At 64.4% G+C, this 21138-nt stretch carries 19 protein-coding genes; 10 read left to right on the top strand and 9 right to left on the bottom strand.

Going from position 1 to position 21138, the window contains the following annotated elements:
- Positions 1–45: 45 nt before the first annotated feature.
- Positions 46–768, top strand: coding sequence for a YebC/PmpR family DNA-binding transcriptional regulator (locus F0A17_RS11545; protein WP_149328488.1), 723 nt, complete (start codon positions 46–48; stop codon positions 766–768).
- 70 nt (positions 769–838) lie between these two features.
- Here F0A17_RS11545 and F0A17_RS11550 read toward each other — a convergent pair whose 3' ends face one another.
- From F0A17_RS11550 to F0A17_RS11575, 6 genes are all read right to left on the bottom strand, one after another.
- A complete protein-coding gene (locus tag F0A17_RS11550; protein WP_149328489.1) occupies positions 839–2122 on the bottom strand; it encodes a DUF3618 domain-containing protein in 1284 nt (427 codons plus the stop codon).
- A complete protein-coding gene (locus F0A17_RS11555) occupies positions 2119–2556 on the bottom strand; it encodes a phage holin family protein (protein ID WP_149328490.1) in 438 nt (145 codons plus the stop codon). The genes F0A17_RS11550 and F0A17_RS11555 overlap by 4 nt, the downstream gene beginning before the upstream one ends.
- A gap of 65 nt (positions 2557–2621) precedes the next feature.
- Positions 2622–3092 carry a hypothetical protein gene (locus tag F0A17_RS11560; RefSeq protein WP_149328491.1) on the bottom strand — a complete coding sequence of 157 codons (471 nt, stop codon included), beginning with the start codon at positions 3090–3092 and terminating at the stop codon, positions 2622–2624.
- 279 nt (positions 3093–3371) lie between these two features.
- Positions 3372–4124: a creatininase family protein gene (locus tag F0A17_RS11565; RefSeq protein WP_149328492.1), complete on the bottom strand. Its 753-nt coding sequence runs from the start codon at positions 4122–4124 to the stop codon at positions 3372–3374.
- A gap of 49 nt (positions 4125–4173) precedes the next feature.
- Complete coding sequence (locus F0A17_RS11570) at positions 4174–4374, bottom strand: tautomerase family protein (RefSeq protein ID WP_149328493.1); 201 nt, start codon at positions 4372–4374, stop codon at positions 4174–4176.
- Between the two features lie 138 nt (positions 4375–4512).
- Entirely contained in the window at positions 4513–5919 is a 1407-nt protein-coding gene (locus F0A17_RS11575; RefSeq protein ID WP_149328494.1) for a putative bifunctional diguanylate cyclase/phosphodiesterase, read from the bottom strand.
- 397 nt (positions 5920–6316) lie between these two features.
- Between F0A17_RS11575 and F0A17_RS11580 the strand changes: the two genes are divergently transcribed.
- On the top strand, positions 6317–6505 hold the full coding sequence (locus F0A17_RS11580) for a DUF3008 family protein (protein WP_149328495.1): 189 nt from the start codon (positions 6317–6319) through the stop codon (positions 6503–6505).
- A gap of 104 nt (positions 6506–6609) precedes the next feature.
- Positions 6610–8076: a dihydrolipoyl dehydrogenase gene (locus tag F0A17_RS11585; RefSeq protein ID WP_149328496.1), complete on the top strand. Its 1467-nt coding sequence runs from the start codon at positions 6610–6612 to the stop codon at positions 8074–8076.
- A 35-nt stretch (positions 8077–8111) separates the two neighbouring features.
- Here the strand turns inward: F0A17_RS11585 and F0A17_RS11590 are convergent, their stop codons facing one another.
- Both F0A17_RS11590 and F0A17_RS11595 read right to left on the bottom strand, forming a co-directional pair.
- The gene (locus F0A17_RS11590) at positions 8112–9218 is read right to left on the bottom strand and encodes a GGDEF domain-containing protein (protein ID WP_187774686.1); all 1107 of its coding nucleotides are present in this window, start codon (positions 9216–9218) and stop codon (positions 8112–8114) included.
- A gap of 450 nt (positions 9219–9668) precedes the next feature.
- Positions 9669–12395, bottom strand: coding sequence for an AsmA family protein (locus tag F0A17_RS11595; protein ID WP_187774687.1), 2727 nt, complete (start codon positions 12393–12395; stop codon positions 9669–9671).
- Positions 12396–12616: 221 nt separating this feature from the next.
- Here F0A17_RS11595 and F0A17_RS11600 point away from each other — a divergent pair, with 221 nt between their 5' ends.
- The 3 genes from F0A17_RS11600 to F0A17_RS11610 all read left to right on the top strand — a co-directional run bounded on the left by F0A17_RS11600 (position 12617) and on the right by F0A17_RS11610 (position 15191).
- Positions 12617–12928, top strand: a complete 312-nt coding sequence (locus F0A17_RS11600; protein WP_149328499.1) for a hypothetical protein — start codon at positions 12617–12619, stop codon at positions 12926–12928.
- 42 nt (positions 12929–12970) lie between these two features.
- Positions 12971–13969, top strand: coding sequence for an NADP-dependent oxidoreductase (locus F0A17_RS11605; RefSeq protein WP_149328500.1), 999 nt, complete (start codon positions 12971–12973; stop codon positions 13967–13969).
- Positions 13970–14213: 244 nt separating this feature from the next.
- Positions 14214–15191 carry a glycosyltransferase family 2 protein gene (locus tag F0A17_RS11610; protein ID WP_149328501.1) on the top strand — a complete coding sequence of 326 codons (978 nt, stop codon included), beginning with the start codon at positions 14214–14216 and terminating at the stop codon, positions 15189–15191.
- 14 nt (positions 15192–15205) lie between these two features.
- On the opposite strand, the gene F0A17_RS11615 is transcribed toward F0A17_RS11610, so the two are convergent.
- Positions 15206–17104 carry a beta-N-acetylhexosaminidase gene (locus tag F0A17_RS11615; protein ID WP_149328502.1) on the bottom strand — a complete coding sequence of 633 codons (1899 nt, stop codon included), beginning with the start codon at positions 17102–17104 and terminating at the stop codon, positions 15206–15208.
- Positions 17105–17257: 153 nt separating this feature from the next.
- Between F0A17_RS11615 and nagB the strand changes: the two genes are divergently transcribed.
- From nagB to F0A17_RS11635, 4 genes are all read left to right on the top strand, one after another.
- Positions 17258–18034, top strand: coding sequence for a glucosamine-6-phosphate deaminase (gene nagB / locus F0A17_RS11620; RefSeq protein ID WP_149328503.1), 777 nt, complete (start codon positions 17258–17260; stop codon positions 18032–18034).
- On the top strand, positions 18031–18951 hold the full coding sequence (locus F0A17_RS11625; protein WP_149328504.1) for a glucosamine kinase nucleotide-binding domain-containing protein: 921 nt from the start codon (positions 18031–18033) through the stop codon (positions 18949–18951). The genes nagB and F0A17_RS11625 overlap by 4 nt, the downstream gene beginning before the upstream one ends.
- Positions 18948–20093, top strand: a complete 1146-nt coding sequence (gene nagA, locus F0A17_RS11630; protein WP_149328505.1) for an N-acetylglucosamine-6-phosphate deacetylase — start codon at positions 18948–18950, stop codon at positions 20091–20093. The genes F0A17_RS11625 and nagA overlap by 4 nt, the downstream gene beginning before the upstream one ends.
- Before the next feature lie 231 nt (positions 20094–20324).
- The gene (locus F0A17_RS11635) at positions 20325–20630 is read left to right on the top strand and encodes a hypothetical protein (RefSeq protein WP_149328506.1); all 306 of its coding nucleotides are present in this window, start codon (positions 20325–20327) and stop codon (positions 20628–20630) included.
- Positions 20631–21138: the final 508 nt, after the last annotated feature.

Below are 21138 nucleotides of genomic sequence, written 5' to 3' on the forward strand. Positions count from 1 at the left end.
GTTTCGTAGAATCCGGCCTCGTATCCGCTGCAACAGGACAACGATATGGGCAGGGCCTTTCAAAACCGCAAGGAATCCATGGCCAAGACGGCCGCCGCCAAGACCAAGGTGTACAGCAAGTACGGTCGCGAGATCTATGTCTGCGCCAAGCAAGGCGGCACCGACCCCAATGGCAACCTGGCGCTGCGCGGGCTGATGGAGCGTGCGAAGAAGGACCAGGTGCCCAGCCACGTGATCGAAAAGGCGCTGGACAAGGCCAGCGGGGTGGGCGGCGAAGACTACTCGCCAGCTCGCTACGAGGGCTTCGGCCCCGGCAACTGCCTGGTTATCGTCGATTGCCTGACCGACAATCCAAACCGCACCTTCGGCGACGTGCGCGCCTGTTTCAACAAGGCCAAGAGCAAGCTCGGCACGCCGGGTAGCGTCAGCCACATGTTCGACCACTGCGCCATTCTCGCCTTCGTCGGCAGCGACGAGGAGGCCACGCTCGAAGCGCTGATGGAGGCCGATGTCGACGTGACCGACATCGAGAACGAAGAGGGCCGCATCACCGTCTTCGCCCCGCATACCGAGTACGCCAAGACCAAGCAGGCGTTGATTGACGCCTTCGGCGAGATCGAGTTCGAGGTCGACGAGATCCAGTTCGTGCCGCAGACCACCACCCCGATCGAAGGCGACGACATCGCCATGTTCGAGAAGCTGCTCGATGCCCTCAACGACCTGGACGACGTGCAAAACGTCTACCATAACGCCGAAGTCGCGGCCTGACGCAGCGCGCCGCACCGGCCTTCAGGCACGGTGCGGCGCGGTCATGCCTATCCGCTATCCGCTACGCCTCTCACGTCCTGCGGGGCGGTGTGGAGCCGCTGCCGCCGGGCTTCGAACCCGTGGTACCCGGCGCCCCGGATCCCGGGGTCGTGGAGCCAGAAGTACTGGAACCCGAGGTACTGGAACCCGAGGTACTGGAACCCGAGGTGCTGGAACCAAGAGTGCTGGAACCTGGACCACTGGAGCCTGGTCCGCTGGAGCCTGGTCCGCTGGAGCCGGGGGTACCGCTGGCGCCGGTCCCGCCTTTTTTCGCCGCCGACTCGCGGCCGGTACCCGCATGAGTTCCTGAGGCGGTCGAGCCGGCCTTGGCATAGCGCTCTTCGCTAGAGGGGTTCTCCACATAGCGAGATGCGTTGGAGGAGTGGCTCGTCCTCTCCGAGGCGCCTTGCGACTGGCCAGAGGCTTGGGAACCGTATTCCCGGATATCCTCTCTCACCCGGTCCACGGTTTCATGCAGCTTTTCCTGCGCCCTTTCGGCCTGCTCGTGGCCGGCTTCTTCGGCGCGCTCCATGGCTCGGTCGCGTATCTCGCCCAGATACCGGTTCTCGGTACGAGTCGGAGAGAACAGGCTGCCGAGCACGGCCCCCATCGCGACCCCCAGGGCACCGGCCACGAGCGGATGGTCCTGTACGAAGTGACTGGCCTGCGAGCCTGCATCGCGCGCGCGATGGGTCATGGATTGCCCACCTTGATGGGAGCGCATCCGGTCACCCATGTGCTGAGCGCGCTCGCGCATCTGGTCGCTCATATGCTGAGCACGGTCTCGCACTTGGCTGCCCATGTGCTGGGCGCGCTCCTTCACGCTGCCGGCCATCTGCTGCGCTTTCTGCGTCATGCCGCCATGGCCGTGTTCATCCGAGCCATGCTGCGGCGTAGCCCCCAGCGAAGCAGGATCGTGCCCCATGGTGGTGGTCCCGGCACCGCTAACCGTGCTGCCCGGCAAATCGCCGCCGTCGGGCATGCGTGTGGCCGGCATCGTGGAGCCGGGATAGCCGCCCGCGTAGCGGTCATGATCCTCAGGTGAATGGTGCGATCGACGCTGAGCCAGCAGCAGCCAGCCCAGACCGATCCCGGTCACCATGACGGGTAGCGGGTTCTCTCGAATCGTCCGACCGATCGAGGAGACAACGTCTTCGGCTCCGCCGTGGCGGAGATAATCGTAGGTCGTGTTCATAAGCTTTTGGGGAGAGAATCTCTCTTCGATTTCGTGAAGGGTCTCATCCAGACGCGCCCGCGTCTGATGAATTTCATGCTCGATCTCGTCCGATGTGCGCCGGCCATCCTGCTGGCTCATTTGAGCTCCTCCTTGACCGCCTCTTCATGCTCCTGGGTCAAAGCTTTGTCACGACGCAGGCTGGCCATGGTGCGCGTCGGCATCAGGCTCTCCTTCTTTAGCTTCTTGCGTCCCGCCTGCAGCATGATCAGACCGATCACGACAACTACGCCGCCCACGATCAGGGCGGAGAGCCATGGGGTCATTTCCGGCGGAAGCACGGTATTAAGGCCAAAAACCGCCGCGGCGAGGAGTACGAGAAAACCGCTCAATAGCACCGCCCCAGCCATCGCGATCGAGGCTATGGCTCCCATTATCTGGGAAGTCTTTTCGCTCATTTCGACCTTGGCCAGCTCGGATTCCTTGCGTACCAATGCCGTCACTTCACGCGCTAAATCGGTGAACAGCGAGCCGAGCGAAGCGCTCTCCGTCCTGACTCTGTTTTCCGCTTCCATGAGTACTTGCCTCCCTTAGCGTTACTCGACAATGGCAAACGTCAACGGCGTGCATGTCGAGGCGCTCAAGAGCGCGACGCATCGCCTTGGCTAGAGCTGCGCAGGAAACGGGACAGCATGAAGCCGGCGGCGACCGCCCCTCCCATGAACAAGGCCGGATGCTGGCGACTGTAATAGCGAGTCTGCTCCATTAGCGTAGAGAGGTCGCGCTCGCGCAGGGTCTGTGAGAAAGCGTCGGAGCGCTTGGCCAGCTCATTGACGCAACCGGAGAAGTAAGGCTGCTGTTGCTTGTCGAACTCGTCGGCCATTTTGTGCAGCACCGTCGAAACCTTTTCCGCCTGGTCGGCTGCCGCTGCCCTCTGCCGGTCGAGCAGGCTCTCGGCCTGCTGACGTGCGGCATCGCGCAGCTCGTCCTTGGTTTCGCTTGCTTCCCGCTTGAGCTCCTCGCGGTTCAGTCCGTGATCGCGACCACTGTTGGTACCGGGATTCGCACCGCTCGCGGCTCCAGCATTGTCGCGGCTATGAGTATCGCTCATTACGCCACCTCCTTGTCTCGCCATCTGACAAAGCCCGCCAATACCGGCGTGACTCTTCCATTCACGAATTATTGGCTAACACTCGAAAAATAGTCCCCATGCCACCGCTGTCAATGGAGCGCGACCGCTGCGTCAAAAAAGAGTGAGATCATGGCAAGCAAGGAAACGTTGGGTAACGTTTCGCCGCATAGAGATCAACAGAAAGATACGCAAACGGCGTATACCTTTGTCGTCCCGTTATACGGCGGAACGGCCCCGGGGACGGCTGGCGAGAAAAGCCTAGGAGCGACCGGCAAAGGCTCGGTAGTTCTCCCAAATATCGGCCACCCCGGCCTCGAACAGCCGCTGACCATGTTCAACGCTGGCAAGTGATGGATCCGATCCCATGCGGCCATCGGGAAAACGGCGGCGGAACTCGTCGGCGTCGCACTGGGCGCTGCCGACGGGTGCGATCCGCGGCGACATCACCACTTCCTTCATCGCCTCGGGTCGTGCGAACCAGGAGAGAGAGATCTCGGAGGCAGTGGCGTGGGAGCCTTCGGCATCGCCGTAAAACGACGCCGACAGCTCCCGTACTCGCGGCCCGGCAAACCAGTTGCCCGAGGCGAGGTGCAGCTCACCGGCAGGCTGGGGGCCGAATCGCATGCTACGGTCGGCGTAAACTTCGGCGAAGGCGGCACTCATGGTACCGACATTGCCACCGTGCCCATTGAGGAAATAGACATGGGTGAAACCGTGTCGCGCGAGCGAAGTGATGGTATCGCGCAGTACGGCGATCAGCGTGCTCGGCCTCAGGCTGATGGTGCCGGGAAATGCCAGGTGGTGCTGGGCCATGCCCAGATTCTGGGTCGGTGCCACCAGCACCCCGTGTCGCTTGCCGATCTCCCAGGCGATCGTCTCGGGGCAGATGGCATCGGTCCCGACCAGGCCGTTGGGGCCGTGCTGTTCGGTGGAGCCGATCGGCACGATGATCCCGGTATCACGTTGCAGGTAGGCCTCGATTTCCGGCCAGGTGGCATGTTGTAGCCTCATGCGGTTCTCCCCGTTGGCACTCTTGGTAGCGTCCGTGCGTTGTCGTGAATCAGTTCCGGCCTGCCTGGGGTCGGTCGCATCCCATGACGCCGCCCTTGGCCCAGTTCTCGCCGTCCACTTCATTAAAGAAGACCTGAACGCTATCGTCCGGCATGCCATAGACGTCGGCAAATGCTTCGGTGATGCGACGCGCCAGCTCGCGCTTGTGCTCGAGACTGCGAGGGAACTGCTGAACGGTCACGATGGGCATGGGCGACTCCTGCTTCAGAAAAAGCTTCATGTTCGACCGAACGCCGTCGCCGCGCAACAGTTCGCCCCCCTGCGCCACCAACCCCTGCCTGCCCCCTTCCCTCAGGGAGGCGGCCCGGAGCACGCCACGTCGTGAACGCTACTCCCGTTGCCGTGGTGGCGGGTCGCTATACTCCATGCGCGACCACAGGCGCCCCTGCAGCAGATCGCAGCCCTGCTCGCGCAGGTAGTCGTACTGACTGCGTGAACGGACCCCGCTGGCGGCGACGCGGATACCCAACTCATGAGCCATTCCAATGACCGAACGTATAATCGCCTGGTGGCGAGCGTTGTCCAGACAGCCGTCGATGAACAGCGGCCCGAGCTTAAGAGTATCGACAGGTAAGCGGCTGATATGGCCGAGAACCGAATAGCCGCTACCGAAGCCATCGATAGCCAGGCGCACCCCCATGGTCTTGAGCCGCTCGAGCATGTCGATGGCATGCTCAGGGTCTTGCGTCAGGCTGCTCTCGGTCAGTTCGATCTCGAGCAATTCCGCCGGCAGGCCGCTATCGAGCAGGGCGTCACGTACCCGCTGAGGCAGTACGTTCCCTTTCAGACCCTCATCCGCGACGTTCACGACCACCCTCACGCCCGATCCCGCCTCGTGCCAGGAGTGAGCGTGGCGACAGGCATGGGTCAATACCCAGTGGCAGATCGCATCCACTTGGCCGATGTCCCGTGCGGCACGCATCCACTGACCCGGCTCCAGCACGCCGAAGCGGGGCGAGTGCCAGCGGGGCTGGGCCGACACCGCCACCACTTGCCCACTCTGGGCACAGAGGATGGGGCGGTAGCGCAACTCCAGCTCCCGGCGCGCCAGCGCCTCGCGAAGATCGCAGCGTAGAGCGATGCAGTCGGGGCCGTCGTCGAGCAATTCCGGTGAGAAGAAGCAGAACTGACCGCTGCCGTTGGCCTGCGCCCGGCGCCGCGCCAGGTTGGCATGACGCATGAGCGCGATGACCGTATGGCCGTCGTCGGGATAGAGACTGGCACCGACGCAGCAACTGCCGAGCACCTCCCGTCCGTCCAGTTCAACCGGCTCGCGAGCGCATGCCAGCCATTCTTCGATCAGCGGCACCAGTTCGTCCACGCCTGACACGTCCGGCAGCACTGCCATGAACTCGTCGCTGCCAAGCCGGCTGACGCTGCCAAGCCGGCTGACGCTGCCAGGCTCACCGACGAACTCGACGAGGCGCTGTGCCATGCGTTGCAGATAGGCGTCGCCCATGGCATAGCCCAGCGAGTGGTTGATCTCCTTGAGCCTGTCGATATCGATATGCAGGATGCCGACGCGAGTTCCCCCTGCCGTCGCCTGCGCCAACAGCGTTGCCAATTGCCGCTCGGCCTGGCGCCGTGTCGTCAGACCGGTCACCTCGTCGCAGTGAACCTCATCGTCACCGAACGATTGACGGGAAAGCATGTGCCGATGGTGGCGTGAATGATCGTGTCGAATCTGGCCGGACGCCGTGTTACGTAGCCGGCGCCGGAGGGCGAACTGGCGCATGAGACTCCCTTCCCCGTGTAAATGGACAGCACAAGAATGCGTAATTGTTAATTAAGAAGCCGCATATCCAACGGCTCGTACTTGGCCAGGGGCGAAACGTCAGTATGAAATCGTCAAATACCATGGGGCAACATACTCAGTCAAAAGGCTCTCGTTATTCTTTTAAACTTCTTTGGAACATGTTCTTAACCCATTGAAAAATGCATCGTTTCAGCACATCCAAACAAGACGTTACGGATCTCGCGCGTTCACGATTACCTCCCCGCGAACGTTGTAACGCGCCGAAACACGCGAGTTCGTTCCGTTGACTAGACTGTCTGTGAGTAAAGGACCCAACAGACCGGGAGAAGGGCTTCCCGAGAAAGCAAAAGATCGTTGAAGACCACAGGAGGTCACCATGCCAGCCAAGTCCCAGGCCCAGCAGATGGCTGCCGGCGCCGCCCTCTCCGCCAAGCGTGGCGAGAAGAAGGTCAGCGAACTCGAAGGCGCCGCCAAACAGATGTATGAATCGATGGACGAACAGGAGTTGGAAAAAATGGCTTCAACCCGCCAGAAAGGCAAACCCGAGCACAACAGGAAATCATGACCATAAGGCTCCTCGCCCATGCCGTTCGGTTTCGCTCTGACGCTTCCTGACGTGGACGGGCTACGCTGTAACGTACCCCAAGAACCTTGAACAGGAGGCTAGCGATGCAGGAGTGCGACGTCGACGTCGCCATCATCGGTGCCGGTACGGCGGGCTTGAGCGCCTGGCAGACCGCTCGCCACTACAGTGATCGAGTTGCATTGATCGAAGGCGGAGAGCCCGGTACCACGTGCGCCCGGGTGGGCTGCATGCCTTCCAAGCTGCTGATAGCCGCCGCCGAAACCGCTCATCAGGTCCGCGAAGCCGCCGGTTTCGGCATACACGCCGAAAACGTGCGGGTCGACGGTAGGGCGGTCCTCGCTCGGGTACGCCAGCAGCGCGACCGCTTCGTGGAGAGCGTCTTCGATTCGATGCAGCGCATCGAACCGGCCAATCGCCTATCCGGCCACGCTCGGTTCGAGGATCCTCAGACGTTGCTCGTCGGCGATCAATTGCGCCTGCATGCCCGCAGCGTCGTGATCGCCACCGGCTCTCGTCCTCACTGGCCTGATATGCTGGAGGCCGCAGGCGGTCGCCTGGTGACCAGCGACGACATTTTCGAGTGGCAGGACCTGCCCGAGTCGGTAGCTGTCTTCGGTCCGGGCATCATCGGCCTGGAACTGAGCCAGGCGTTACATCGACTCGGCGTGCGTCTGCGCGTATTCGGCAAGAGCGGTTCCATCGGCCCATTCCAGGACGAAGCCCTGCGCGACTATGCCGATCGTACCTTCAACGAAAGCTTCCATCTCGATCCGGCGGCCAAGGTCGAAGCCATCGAGCGCGATGGCGACCGGGTCGCCATCTCCTTCCTCGAGCGCGGCAGCGGCAAGCGCCTGACCGAACGCTTCGATTATCTGCTGGCTGCGACCGGCCGACGCCCCAACCTGGATCGTCTCGATCTCGAGAAGGCCGGCCTGAGGCTGGACGACAAGGGCGTACCGCACTACAACCCCTTCACCTTGCAGTGCCAGACCACCGCTGGACAGGGCAGCGCCATCTTCATCGCCGGCGATGCCAACCAGGAGCGTCCTTTGCTCCACGAGGCCAACCAGCAAGGACGCATCGCCGGCGACAACGCCGGACGCTATCCCGACAGACGCGCGGGCCGGCGCGTGACCCCCTTCTCCATTGTCTTTACCGACCCGCAGATGGCCACTATCGGGCATAGCCGGCGCGAACTCGAAAGGCAATTGGGTGGATGCAGCGGCGTCGCCGTGGGCGAAGCGTCGTTCGAGGACCAGGGCCGTGCCGTGGTGATGCGACGAAATCGCGGGCTGATGCGCCTGTACGCCGAACACGGTACGGGGCAATTCCTCGGCGCCGAACTGTTCGGTCCGCACGTGGAACATCTTGCTCATCTGCTGGCCTGGGCGATGGAACAGCGCAGCGAGGTCAACCGTATGCTGGAGATGCCGTTCTATCATCCGGTGCTCGAAGAGGGTCTGCGCAGCGCCCTGCGCGACCTGAGCGCCAATCTGCAGCAAGGGCCCGCTATTGCCGAACGGTGCATGGAGTTTGGCCCCGGTGGTTAGCGCACCGCCTCGGTATCCGGCATGCCCTGCCGAATTCAGTCGTTGGCGTATAACCAGCGTGCCCGGCCCGACGTTTTGGCTCGATAGAGGGCCGCATCGGCCTGGTGATAGACATGGTTGGGAGTCATGCTGCGACCGTGCCCCACCAGATAGAGCCCCGCGGAGATCGATACGGTGGCGTGAGGCCCCACAGGGGCAGGCTCGCCCATTGCCTCGACGGCGGCCAGCAGTTGGTCGGCCATGGCGGCGGCCTGCTCGGGGGTTTCGGTATGAAACACCACGCCGAACTCCTCACCGCCGAGTCGAAACACGGTATCCTCGCCGCGCGAGAATACCTGCCCAACGGCGATCGCCAGCCGCCTGAGCAGCTCATCACCTTGGGGATGGCCGTAGTGATCGTTGTAGGCCTTGAAGCGATCGATGTCGAACAGCAGGAAGGCCAATTGTCGGTCGTCCCGGTCATGGCGCGACAGCTCGCGCTCAAGCACATCGACGAACGTTCGGCGGTTGTAGAGGCCGGTCAACGGATCGTGGCTGGCCAGCTCGGAGAGCTGATCGCTGACCTCACGCAGCCGCGTCATCGCCTGCTTGCGATGATGCACGTAGAGCGCCAGGACCGCGGCCTGAAAACACATCGCCAAGGTAAAGGTCAGGGCACCGTCGAGCAGTGTGCCGCTATCGCGCAGACCGGGTCCGAAGCCCGAGGAAAGCGCAATGTTGATGGCCGCCGTCATCAACAGGGTGCCGGCCAGTCCCCGTCGGATGTCGTCGAGCAGCAGGAAGGCCAAGGCGGGATAAATCAACGGCAAGGTCATGGTCAGGGGATTGTTGGCTCCAACGATGGCCAGCCCCAGCAGGAAGACGAACAGGCATACGTGGGTAATGCGCGACACCAAGGACACCGAAACGCCGCGGCGCAGGGCGACGATTGCCCCCACGGCGACCGCCAGCCCCGCCACATCGATGGTCAATCGGCCAAGCGATCCCTCCCGCATGACCACCAGGTTGAGGACGAGGAACGTCCCCCAGACGATGATGGCGGCACTCTGGATCAGATTGAGCAGAGTGATGCGCAGGTAATCGGGGCTGCGCTCCGAAGTGCGTCCTCCGGAGGTCAACAGGTTGCGCCAGACACGTGACATGACGCTCTGGGACGCGTTCGGTGGATCATCTCGAGTCGAGCAAGCGTGCTGCTCCACCATGACGCGCTCTGGCTTCCTCATTGCCTGTCCTTTCGAATCTACCCGGCCGATGCGCAGCAGCACGTCAGGTCGAGCTTGGCTAAAGTCGAATTAATAAGGTAACAGAATGCAACCTATCAGAAGCCAACGCTTCGATACCGTGATACGTGTGCTCTCACGTCTCCGGGCGAACCCAGCCCTTGCTACGAGCCGACATCCCTGGCACGAGACCGTCAAACCGTTAGCTGCATTCTGCGGATGAAAGGGTCCATGGCCGGCGCTCCTCCTGGGGCGGTCGACCAAGCACAGGAGAATCGTGATGCTGCGACTGCGACCGGCTTCAAGGCGCTTGAGCTGCGGCTGTGAGTCATGGCACGAGGCGGAGTGACCCGGCGTTCACGCCTCTCCCTCCTATTCTTCCTCTTCTTCCTCGAACTGGGAGAGTGCCCGCTCACAGCCCATGCCAACCTCCTCGCCACCGCCCGGATCGACCCACGGCAGGATCGCCAGCGGTGGCGCCACCAAGGCCCCCAAGGCGGAAAGCGCGCCGCGCGCCAGCAATTCGCGAGTCACCACGTCGACTTCCGGTTCGCGCAGAGACCCCTTGAGCGTTACCGGCGAATTGCCGGTGAACAGGGTCGGGTCCTTGTTGTGGCCTTCGAAGGCCAGGTCCAAGCGCTCCGTTTCCAGGTTGATGGCGCCGGCTCCCATGAAGTGCGCAATGTCGGTGGCCATGAAGAACTGCGCCAGATCGACCAGGCCGTCGTCGGCCACCAGGTGCGCATAGCTGCATTCGAGTCGTACCTGCTCCTCGTCGGCCAGTGCCGCAATCAGTGCATTGGCGACATTCAGCGGCAGCAACTCGGCCGCGATGATATCCATCCAGCCCTGCGACATGGCCAGCTCGAGCTCGCCATCGAGACCCGCCATCACGTCATGCATGGAGCGACCGCGGTAACTCAGGTTGCCGCGCCCCCCCAACGTGCCGAGGGTGTCTTCGGCCACATCGGGCAGGTCGGCCTCGACCAGCAGCGCCTTGAGATCGACCTGGTCGAGCGCCAGTTGCAGGCTCCCCTCGAGAGCGGCCTGCCGCGCATCCATATGCCAGGAGGCACGGACCTCGCCACCGCCTAACCCCACCTGCAGGGGATCGACCGTCATCACGCCCCGCTCCAGTTCAAGAGCCAGAGCCATATCGGTGAATGGTATATGCTTCGCCTGGATGTCGGCCGCCTCGTATTCCAGCACGATGTCGGTGCCGCGCAGCGCTTCCAGATTCCACTCGCGGTCTGGGAATACGGCGCCTCCTTGCCGCTCTTCCGCTTCCCAGCGCTGCTGCTCGGACGAAGCCGTCTCACCCGGCTCCGTATTCGGCGACATACCCAACATCGGCAGAAGATCGTCCGCCTCCAGTTGCTTGGAGGTCAGCGTCGCCCAAAGCTTGGGTGGATCGCCGAAGCGTAGGCGCATATCGCCGGCCACATCGCTGTCGCCGAAGGTGCCCTCCATGTCGCTCAGGTTGAGCAGATCGTCGCGGTAGCGCAGATAACCGCTGATCCGGTAGGGAGGCAGTTCGGGCAGGTTGATGCCGGTCAGCTCCGTGAGCTCAGCCGGCGAGGGGCCTTCCAGGGTGAGGCTGCCCTCCACCGCTTCGAGTGCGAACGGCTGCACGGCGCTGCCGTCCAGCGCCAGGCGGGTCTCCCCCGCCCTCAGCTCACCGGAGACGGGATAAGGCGTCTCGTTGTCGGTCAGATCGAGCAACGGCCCCACCAGCAGGTCGAAAGCGAAGGACTCCCCTTCGTAGGTGCCGTCCCCCACCAGATGCATCCGATGTTCGCCCTCGCCTTCGGCGTTGCGGGAATCGGCACGCAGCGCCAGCGTCAGGCCCCAGTGCGGCGCGCGATAGTCGAGCTCGGTGTTTTCGAACACCAGGCCGCCATCGACCACCCGGGTCTCGAGCCTGCCTTCCAGCGTCCCCAGCCGGCCCAGGCCGAAAGGGGCCAGCGCCGCAGTCAGGTCGAGGCGCTCGAAGCTCGCCTCCAGATCGGCAACCAGGCGCTGCTTCTCGACTTCGAGCCAGCCGCTCAGGTTCAGCTCGCGCGGCTCGTCCTCGCCGGCCTGTTGCCAGGTGCGCAACTGCTCGATGGTAAGCCGCCCCTCCTCGAGGGTACCCACGGCCGTCAGGTCATGCAGGGTTTGGTCTCCATAGCGCAGGCGGCCAAGCGCCAGGTCCAGATCGGCCTCGAAGCTCTCCAGGCCCTCGAGCGCCTCGCCCCAGCGACGATCCCAGCCGGGCCGATCCGCGCGCTTCTCGTCGGCGCCGGTCTCAGCCTGGTCGCGCTGTTCGGCACCGCCCGGTTCGTCGATCAATCCCCAACGATTCAGGTCCAGAGCATCGGCCTCCAGCTCCGCCGCCAGCCGCGGGATCTCGCGCCCCAGGTCGAGGGACATCGTCCCTTCAAGACGACTCTCGCCGATGCGGCCTTCGAAATTCGCGATATCACCGCGCCGCTCCTCCATCTCGACGTGCGCCAGCCCTTGGAAGGCCACGGGGTCATCCTGCAGGCTCCCCTCGCCTTCCAGCGCCAGGCTGAGCTCGTCGACGCTCTCGCCTGGGGTCTCGAAAGCCACCTCGATGTCGATCGCCCGCGTGTCGTCGCGATAGATCAGTCGCCCCTGCTCGATGACGAACGCTTCGGGCCATAGCGGGCCCCCTTGCTGCTGCGTCGGCTCGTCGTCACCGAGCAGGTCGTCCCAGTTGGTGCTGCCGTCTTCGCGGCGCAGCAGGCGAATCGCGGGGCGGTTCACCTCGACCCGCTCCAGCTCGAGCCGGCCCTGCAGCAGCTCGGGCACATTCAAGGTCACGGCGACTCCTTCGACGCTCGCCATGGTGTCGTCATCGGCCCAGTCGACATCGGCGACGCGCACCGCATCGAGTCGCAGGGTCAGCGGCAACCCCCAAGCGATACTGTGATCGCCGATTTCGACGACGCGTCCCAGCTGGGTGCTGGCCCGATTTTCCAGCCAATCGCGCATCCAGGCGGATTCCAGAAAGAGGGCCGCCGACACGAGCAACAGCAACACGATGCCCAGGACGATCCCCAGGATCATACCGAATCGCCGCACTGACTTCGTCATCGTTCCATCCCTGGGATTAGCGTAAGCCGTTGCCCTAACCATGGACACGGATGCGCCAGCGGTCCAATCCTCCTTCCCTACGCTGCCATAACCGTTTCGACACAAGCCCTAACCTGCCTCGCGCCGGCAAAGCTTCTATGATGAAAAAGGAAGTCTGAAACCGCAGAACGCATGCACGAGGGATAGCAGCGAGATGTTCCCAATCGGAACGGGAGGTTCTCATGAGGGTGTACAGACCGGAATGGCACTGCACGTTTACCGTCAACGAGGGCGCAGGTCGCGAGGCGAGTTGGCGCGATCGCTTCGCCTGGCGCCTGCGGCGCTTCGCCGATCGACTCGATGGCAAAGGCCGCACGGTCTCGATCGAATGTCACGTCGAGCCCGAGGTCAGCCGCCAGGACATCGACACTTGTCTGGTGAAGGGCTTCGAGGTCACGCATACCCTGCTCAACCAGCTCGCCCAACAGGCGGCCTGCGAAGACGTGATGCGCGATGCCAAGTCCGAACTCTTCGAGCAGGATCCGTATCGCTGACGCCCGCCTGACGCCGCGGCGAGGCATGCCAAGGAGCGCGCCATGCAGGCAAACTTCTTCACCATTCACGATTATCCCCAGGGAACGCCTCCGAGAGAGCTGTTCGAGTTGCGCCACGCCACGCTGCCCGAACTGAACGAGGACGAGGTGCGCATACGCAACACCTGGCTGTCGGTGGACCCCTACATGCGCGGCCGCATGAGCGGAGTGCAGACCTACGTCGCCCCGTTCGAGCTCGGCGCCCCCCTGGAGGGGGCCGCGGTCGGCGAAGTGATCGAATCGCGCCATGCTCGCTTCAAGGTCGGCGATCGGGTTCGTCACATGGCGGGCTGGCGCGACGTCGCCCAGCTCAAGGGTGAGGTGGTCGAGCCGCTGCCGGATCTCGAGGTTTCCGAACAGGCCTTTCTTGGCGTGCTCGGCATGCCGGGCATGACCGCCTGGACCGGACTCAACCGCATCGCCAATCTTCGCGAGGGCGACAACGTGCTCGTCAGCGCTGCCGGCGGTGCCGTGGGTTCGCTCGCGGTACAGCTGGCCAAATCGAGGGGCGGCACGGTGGTGGGCATCGCCGGGGCCCCCGACAAGCTGGAATGGCTGGATCAGTTGGGCATCCGCGCGGTGAACTACCGAGGCAAGGACGCGCTACGACTCAGTGCCGACCTCAAGGCGGCCTGCCCCGACGGTTTCGACGTTTACTTCGAAAATGTCGGCGGCGCCTGCCTGGAGGCGGCATTGAACAACCTGAAGGTCGGCGCGCGCATCGCCGTGTGCGGCCTGATTTCGCGCTACAACGACGAAACGCCCGACCCCGGCCCCAGCAATCTGGCGATGCTGCTTATCCAGCGCGCGCGCATGCAGGGCTTCATCATCTTCGATCACTGGACCGAGTACCCGCATTTTCTCGAGGAGGTCGGGCCCCGCGTCGCCAGGGGCGAAATCGAATACGAAGAGACCGTCGAGGAGGGCCTCGAGCGGGCTCCCGAGGCCTTTCTCAAGCTCTTCGAAGGCGTCAACCGAGGCAAGATGCTGGTGCGGCTGTGAGCTTGCGGCGGCCCGGGCGATCCCCCCTCTCGCCAAGCGCCGAAACGCCCGGTTGCCTCCCAGGCAGCCGGGCGTTTCGCTGCGCTCTTGAAATATCCCACCCAACCCTTATCTAGAAGGCTGCTGGCCGGCGCTTCCGGCCTGCCAGCCCATTCCCAGGCCTTGATTGGCAGGCTCCGCTCCGCCGGCTCCTGCCCCTGCGGGGCAAGGACGGCGGCTGCCTGCGTCTTACCAGGAGGTAGCCATGCAAGAAAGACTCGTCTCGGTGGTTATCGCCACGCATAACCGGGCTCGTCTGCTGGAGCAGGCACTCTCGTCTCTCGCCGGCCAGGACCATCGCCCACTGGAGGTCGTGGTGGTCGATGATGGTTCCACCGACAACACTTCCCAGCGCGTCGCGACGCTCGAAGCGACTTGGAGGGGTTATCCCGGCCTCGCACTAAGCTATCAACACCAGCGCAATGCCGGTCCCGCCAAGGCGCGCAACCGCGGCATGCGCAGTGCACGAGGCGACTATATCCTGTTCATGGACGACGACGACCTGATGGCCCCGGATGCCATCTCACAATTGGTTCGGGCCCTTGGGGGGCGACGCGACGCCGCCCTCGCCTACGGCGGCCATGCCGATGTCGATGCCGAAGGGCGAACCGCTCCCCAACTGCACCTGCCAGCCCCGATCCGCTCGCAACGGGCATTGCTCGAGGAGATGATCGGCGGCAGTTGGTTCGTGCCCATCCACGGCAACCTGTTTACCCGGCAGGCACTGGAGCGCATCGGCCCGTGGAATGCGAAGCTCACGTCCCAGGAAGACGACGAATTCATTCTTCGCGCCATTCTGCAGGACGTCAGCTTTTTTCCCGCTCCCGGAGCTCGGGTCTTCTATCGCCAACACGTAGGGGTACGGCGTAGCCAGCCGGGCGCGGGGAACGCGCAGGGCCAGGCCCGACGTCTGTACGACGACCTGGCGATACGGCAACTGGCCTTCGATACGCTGGCGGCCCGACAGGAGCTGCCGCGCTATCACAGCGCTTTCGTCGACTGGTATCGCCGCTTGCAGGAGCGCTATCGGCCGCTGCTGGAGAAGACGGATCTCGACCGATACGCCGTGCTGACGTGGGCGCGCGAAGCACACGGCAGCGAGGCAACGGATCGGCGCGGTCGCGCGACACCGCACCAGGATTCGCGCACCCCCTGGACCGGGCCGGAAGCACTGACGGCTTAGAAAGCGCTGGTGGGCTAGGATTCCTCCGGCCTGCGATAGTTGACTCCGAGTCGATCCAGGTGCGGCAGATACGCGATCAGGCGGGCACGATAATCCTCGAAATCGGGCTGTCCGCCGGCGTACCAGGCCACCTCGGCGAAAGCGGTCAGCCGCGGGAAGAGCATGTAATCCATGCGCTCGCGGCTGGCGATCAGCTCGGTCCACAGCGCCGCCTGCAATCCCAGGAAGCGCTCCCTCGCCGGCGCATCGGGAGCCAGCCCGATCCAAGGGTCATAATGGTGAACCCTTTCCAGCGGCACCTCGCCGGCCCAGTTGAGTCCGGGGTCCTGAAAATCACCGCTCTGCGCCAGATCGAAGTAGGAGAATTCGCTCGGCTGAAGCACCAGTTGCACGTCGCGCCGCAACATGTCCGACACCACCCGTTGGCTGGTCCAGGCGAAGGCCACCAGCCCCGGGTCCAGATCGGGGCCGTGCAGCACCTCTTCCCAGCCCATCATGCGCTTGCCCCGGGTCGCCAGGAAGCGCTGCACATGGCGTAGGAAATGGGAGGCCAGTTCCTCGGGCCGGGTGTAGCCTTCCCGTTCCATCAATGCGCGGCAGCGCGGGCTGCCCAGCCACACCCCCCGGGGCACCTCGTCACCGCCCACATGTACCCAGGGCCCGGGAAACAGTTCGCAGACCTCCTCGAGCACGCGTTCGGCGAAGACGTAGGTCCCCTCCAAGGCGGGTGAGAGCACGTTGTCGGAGTAGCGCTGGTCAGAGAGGTAGACCGAGCAATCCTCGGAGTCGCGCAGCAACTCCGGCAGGGCAAGGATGGCCGCGCGGCTGTGGGCGGGCATGTCGATCTCGGGCACTACCGCGATGCCGAGGCGCTCGGCATGCGCCACCACACGCCTGACCTCGTCCTGGGTATAGTAGCCGCCGCTGCGCTCAGGGCCGGTGCAGTACTGCGGCTCGAGCCGTTCGCTGTGACCGCGCCACGCTCCGACCTCGGTCAACTGCGGAAAGGCACGTATTTCCAGTCGCCAGCCTTCGTCATCGGTCAGGTGCCAGTGAAAAACGTTGAGCTTGAGCCTTGCCATCAAATCGAGCAGGCGCAGGATACGACCGATCGGGTGAAAGTGGCGCGCGCAGTCGAGCATCAGGCCGCGATATCCGAAGCGTGGCGCATCGCTGATGCGTACGCCCGGCAAACGCCAGGCATCGTCGCGATCGTTCAGTGGTCGTGCGGGCAGGAGCTGCAATAGCGTGGCGGCGGCATGCAGAAAACCGGCCGCATCGGCTGCTTCCAGCAGCGCCCCTTTGGGGGTCACGCTCAGCTCGTACGCTTCGGCCTCGAGCGAATCGCGCAAGCGAAAGCGCAGCTGGGCCGGCTCCCCGAGCGTGACGTCACTGCGACAATGCTCGGCCAGGCCACGGCGCAGCCAGTCTGCGGCCGGCCGGGCCCGATCGGGGCCGGGGTCGAGGCGGACTTCATCACTCAGCGCCAGGTGGCCCGGCAGCCATTCCACGTAGCGCGGCCAGGGGATCAATCCCGGTACGCCGCCGGAACGCCCCGCGGATCGGCCGACCTCCGCACCGGGCCAGCGTACCATGACCGGCAGGGTTTCGGGATGACCGGGCGCAATGGCGTAGGCCGCCAGGGGCAGCTTGGTCACGCGCGCCACCGCCACCTCCAGCTCCAGCACGCAGTGCAGGGCGTCGCCTTCGGCCAGCGGTTGGCTCATCGCCAGCAGACAATGGCTGCCGGTCTGTTGCAGATGGCGGATCGGCCCGTCGATGACCCGGCGCACGCCGCGTACCAGGTTGAGGTGAAGCCGCCAATCTCCCTTCAGCAGGCCGGCATGATGATTCTCCAGCCGCAACCGCAGCTGGCCTTCTTTCGTTTCCGGAGTACAGTGAAGTGTCAGCATCGTCCTTTGCCTCAGGGCTTGTCATGCAAGTCCAAGACCCTATATAGCATCCAAGACGCTTGGCGTTGCGACAACCGCTTCGCCGCGCGCCTGCCGGATGGTCACCCGCACCGCCGTTGAGGAGGGTCGCCGGGGGTCGCATGGGAGGATGTCATGGACCTGATCATTGTGCGAAACACCGAACGGATGGCCCGTATCGGGGCCGACCTGATCCAGCGCCAGCTTGCAACGAAACCCGACAGTGTCCTCGGGCTTGCCACAGGCGCCACCCCGCTGAACCTTTATCGAGAAATGGTGGCGCGTCATCGCCGGGGCCGGCTCACGCTGGAGCGTGCCATCACCTTCAATCTCGACGAGTACCTGGGCCTGGGGCCGGAGCATCCCGCCAGCTATGCCAGCTACATGCGCCGTCATCTTTTCGGCCCGATGGGTCTCGACCCGGCACGCGCTCATCTTCCCAACGGGACGGCCGCCGCCCCCGAGGCCGAAGCGAAGTGCTACGAGGCTCGGCTGCAAGCGGTCGGCGGCATCGACCTGCAGTTGCTCGGGATCGGTCTCAATGGCCATATCGGGTTCAACGAACCCGGCTCAGCGTTGGATTCACGGGCCCGCGTGGTGTGTCTGAGCGCCACCACCCGGGCCGCCAACCAGCGTTATTTCCCCCTCGACGAGTCAACGCCGACGCACGCCATTACCCTGGGCATCGGGACCATCATGGAAGCCCGGCGCCTGCTGCTGCTGGCTTCCGGCTCGGCCAAGGCCGCGGCAGTCAGCGATGCCTTGGAGGGCCCCATCACTCCCGAGGTGCCGGCCTCGGTGGTGCAGCGCCATCCCCGGGTAACCGTCCTCATTGACGCCGAGGCGGCCACGGCGCTCTCCCCCATCATGCGCCGCCAGGCCCGCGAACCCGATGCCATCGCTGTATCATGAGCACGTCGCCAACCTCCTCCGCGGTCCCGCCTCCCAGGGACATCTGGTATCTCGGCGTGGATGGCGGCGGTACCCACTGTCGCGCTCGCCTGTACGACGCCGATGGGCGTGTCCTGGGGCAAGGCCATGCCGGCAGCGCCAGCCTGCGCTTCGGCGTGTCGCATGTCTGGCAGCAGGTCCTGGCGGCTACACACGAAGCCGTGACCGCGGCCGGCCTGCCCCTAGCCAGCCTGTCGCGTGTCCATGCCGGCCTGGGCCTGGCCGGTGCCATCGACGCAACCACTTGGCGCGAAATGGCCGCCTACCCGACCCCCTTCGCGTCGGTATGCGTGCGCAGCGACGCGCATACCGCCGTCCTGGGCGCCTACGAAGGCGGCGAAGGCGGCATTCTGATCGTCGGTACCGGCTCTTGCGGCATGGCACACGTCGACGGCCGCTTCTCCAGCGTCGGGGGTTGGGGGTTCCCGCTTTCCGATCATGCAAGCGGCGCCTGGCTCGGCCTCCAGGCGCTGCGAGAGGCCCTGCTGTGCCATGAGGGGCTGCGTGCGCCTTCGCTGTTGGCCGAGCGATTGCTGGACGAGTTCGGACACGAGCCGGCTCGGCTGGCCAAATGGCAGACGGACGCCAGACCCCGCGATTTCGCCCGCTTCGCGCCGGCCGTGTTCGAGGCCGCCGATGAGGGCGATATACTGGCGACGGCACTCCGTCGGCGCGCCATCGACGACGCCACCCTGCTGGCCCGGGGCGTACTCGATCTGGGCGTGACGCGGCTGTGCCTGGTGGGCGGAGTGGGGCGCGCCCTGATACCTCACCTGCCGACCTGGCTGCGCCAACGTCTGACGGAACCTCTGGGCGATGCCACGCAGGGAGCCTTTCTGCTGGCCCGTCGACTCACTGTCCGGGAGCGCACTTCATGAAACTGCTGACGAACGGTCGGGTTTTCGATGGCGAGCAAGTTCGCGAAGATGTCGACGTCGTGCTCGAGGGCGAGACCATTCGCGAGCTGCGACCCGCAGGCCAGGCCCTGCCGACGGGAGCCGAGCGCCACGACCTCGGCGGTATGCTGCTCGCCCCGGGCTTCATCGACCTGCAGGTCAACGGCGGCGGCGGTCTTCTTTTCAATGACGCTCCCAGCGTGGAGCGCATTCGCGTCATCGCCGAGAGCCACCGCCGTCACGGCACGACCGGCCTGCTGATCACGCTGATCTCGGCTCGCCGAGAAGCGATGCAAGCCGCCACATCGGCGACCCGGCAGGCGCTGGAGCAAAAGCTCCCCGGCCTGCTCGGACTGCATCTGGAAGGGCCGTACCTCAATCCTATGCGCAAGGGCATCCACCCCGCCGAGACCCTTCGCGACCCCGAGCCGGATGCGCTGGAGCTGCTAACCGGGCTCGGGGGGGCCGGCATCACGCTGGTCACCCTGGCACCGGAGCGGGTGCCCGCGGGCTTCATTCGCGCGCTGGCGGAGCGCGGCGTGCATGTGGCCGCCGGCCACACCGCCGCGGACCATGCCACACTCCAACGCGCCATTGCCGAGGGACTCCACGGCTTCACTCACCTCTACAATGCCATGTCACCGCTGGGCAGCCGCGAGCCGGGTGCCGTCGGCACGGCTCTGGCCGACCCCACCACCTGGTGCAGCGTGATCGTCGACGGTCATCACGTGCATCCCGCCAGCCTGCGCATCGCCGTGGCGGCCAAGCCTCGCGGTCGTGTGCTGCTGGTGACCGACGCCATGCCCAGCGTCGGCAGCGCTCAGGACCGCTTCCCTCTGCTCGGCGAATCGATCGAGCGGCGCAATGGCCGACTCGTCAATCCCGACGGTACGCTGGCCGGGGCCGATCTGACCATGGATCGCGCCGTGGCCAATGCCCACCGGCTGCTCGGGTTGCCACTGGAAGAAGCGCTGCGCATGGGCTCGCGTTACCCGGCGGAGTGCCTGGGCCTGGATCGGCGGCACGGCTGGATACGCCCCGGCTACCGCGCCGATCTGGTCCTGCTCGACGCCACGCTGCGCGCACGGCGAACCTGGATCGGCGGCCAGTCGCAGCCGGCCTGACCCTCAGGTTTTTCTCGCTCTCGCCGATATATCCCTTGCGGACGTTCACGATACGTCCGCATCAGGCTCGCTCCGCCAGGCCGGACATCCAACCGTCGGGACGGAAGCGAAGCGGCACAGTTCGTGAAACCTCGGTATAACTTTGATACGCTCAAGAAGTGTTTTGGTCTAACAAGCGGAGCGAGCAACCACGATCGATCATTCATTACCAAGCCAGTGCAGGAGGTACTCATGCGAGTCTACAAACCTGAATGGCGGTGCACGTTCAGCGTAAACGAAGGCGTAGAGGAAACGGCAAGCTGGCGGGAGCGACTTGCCTGGTGCATACGCCGCCTTGCCGACAAGCTGGACGGTAACGGCAGAACGATCAAGATCGATTGCAGCGTGACCCCCGAGGTCAGCCGCGACGAGGTGGACACCTGCCTGGGCAAGGGCTTCGCCGTCACCCAGAGCCTGCTGACCCAGTTGGCCCACCAAGCTGCCTGCGAAGACGTGATGCGAGATGCCAAGGCAGAGCTGTACGAGGACCATCGCTAGAGGTATACCCGTGTTACCGCTGACCCTGTAGACGCCCCATTCGGCAGCCGCCGACTGGGGCGTCTTGTTTTAAGGCGTCTTGACCAAAACGTCTCGTCTTTCGCTGCAATGCATCGCTTTTATCCTCAAACACAAGTTAAAGTTACAAAAATTTAATGCTGCGCTGCACAAAGACGGTCTACGCTGGAAGGGCAACCCCAACGGAGGGCAAGCTTATGACCGTTTCGCAGCCGTCCCGTACGCCATTCGACGAAGACGTTCTCCGCCACTGGGCCGACCGGGCCCGTCGCGAACAGGCAGCCCAAGACATCATCAGGGCTTACCTCTCTCGCTTGCCGGCCACGCGTGACTGACCCGAGCCTGACCAGCGTATTAAACTATCCACAACCCACAGCCGAAGCCACTAGCGGCAACGAGCTCGCCAAGCCGAGTTCAGGCAGCACCCACCGGGGCCGACATCGACCCCCAACGACCATGTCGACGAGTCCGCGGGCGGAACCGATACCGA

The organism is Billgrantia pellis (assembly GCF_008297955.1).
In the GTDB taxonomy this organism is placed as follows: Bacteria; Pseudomonadota; Gammaproteobacteria; order Pseudomonadales; family Halomonadaceae; genus Halomonas; species Halomonas pellis.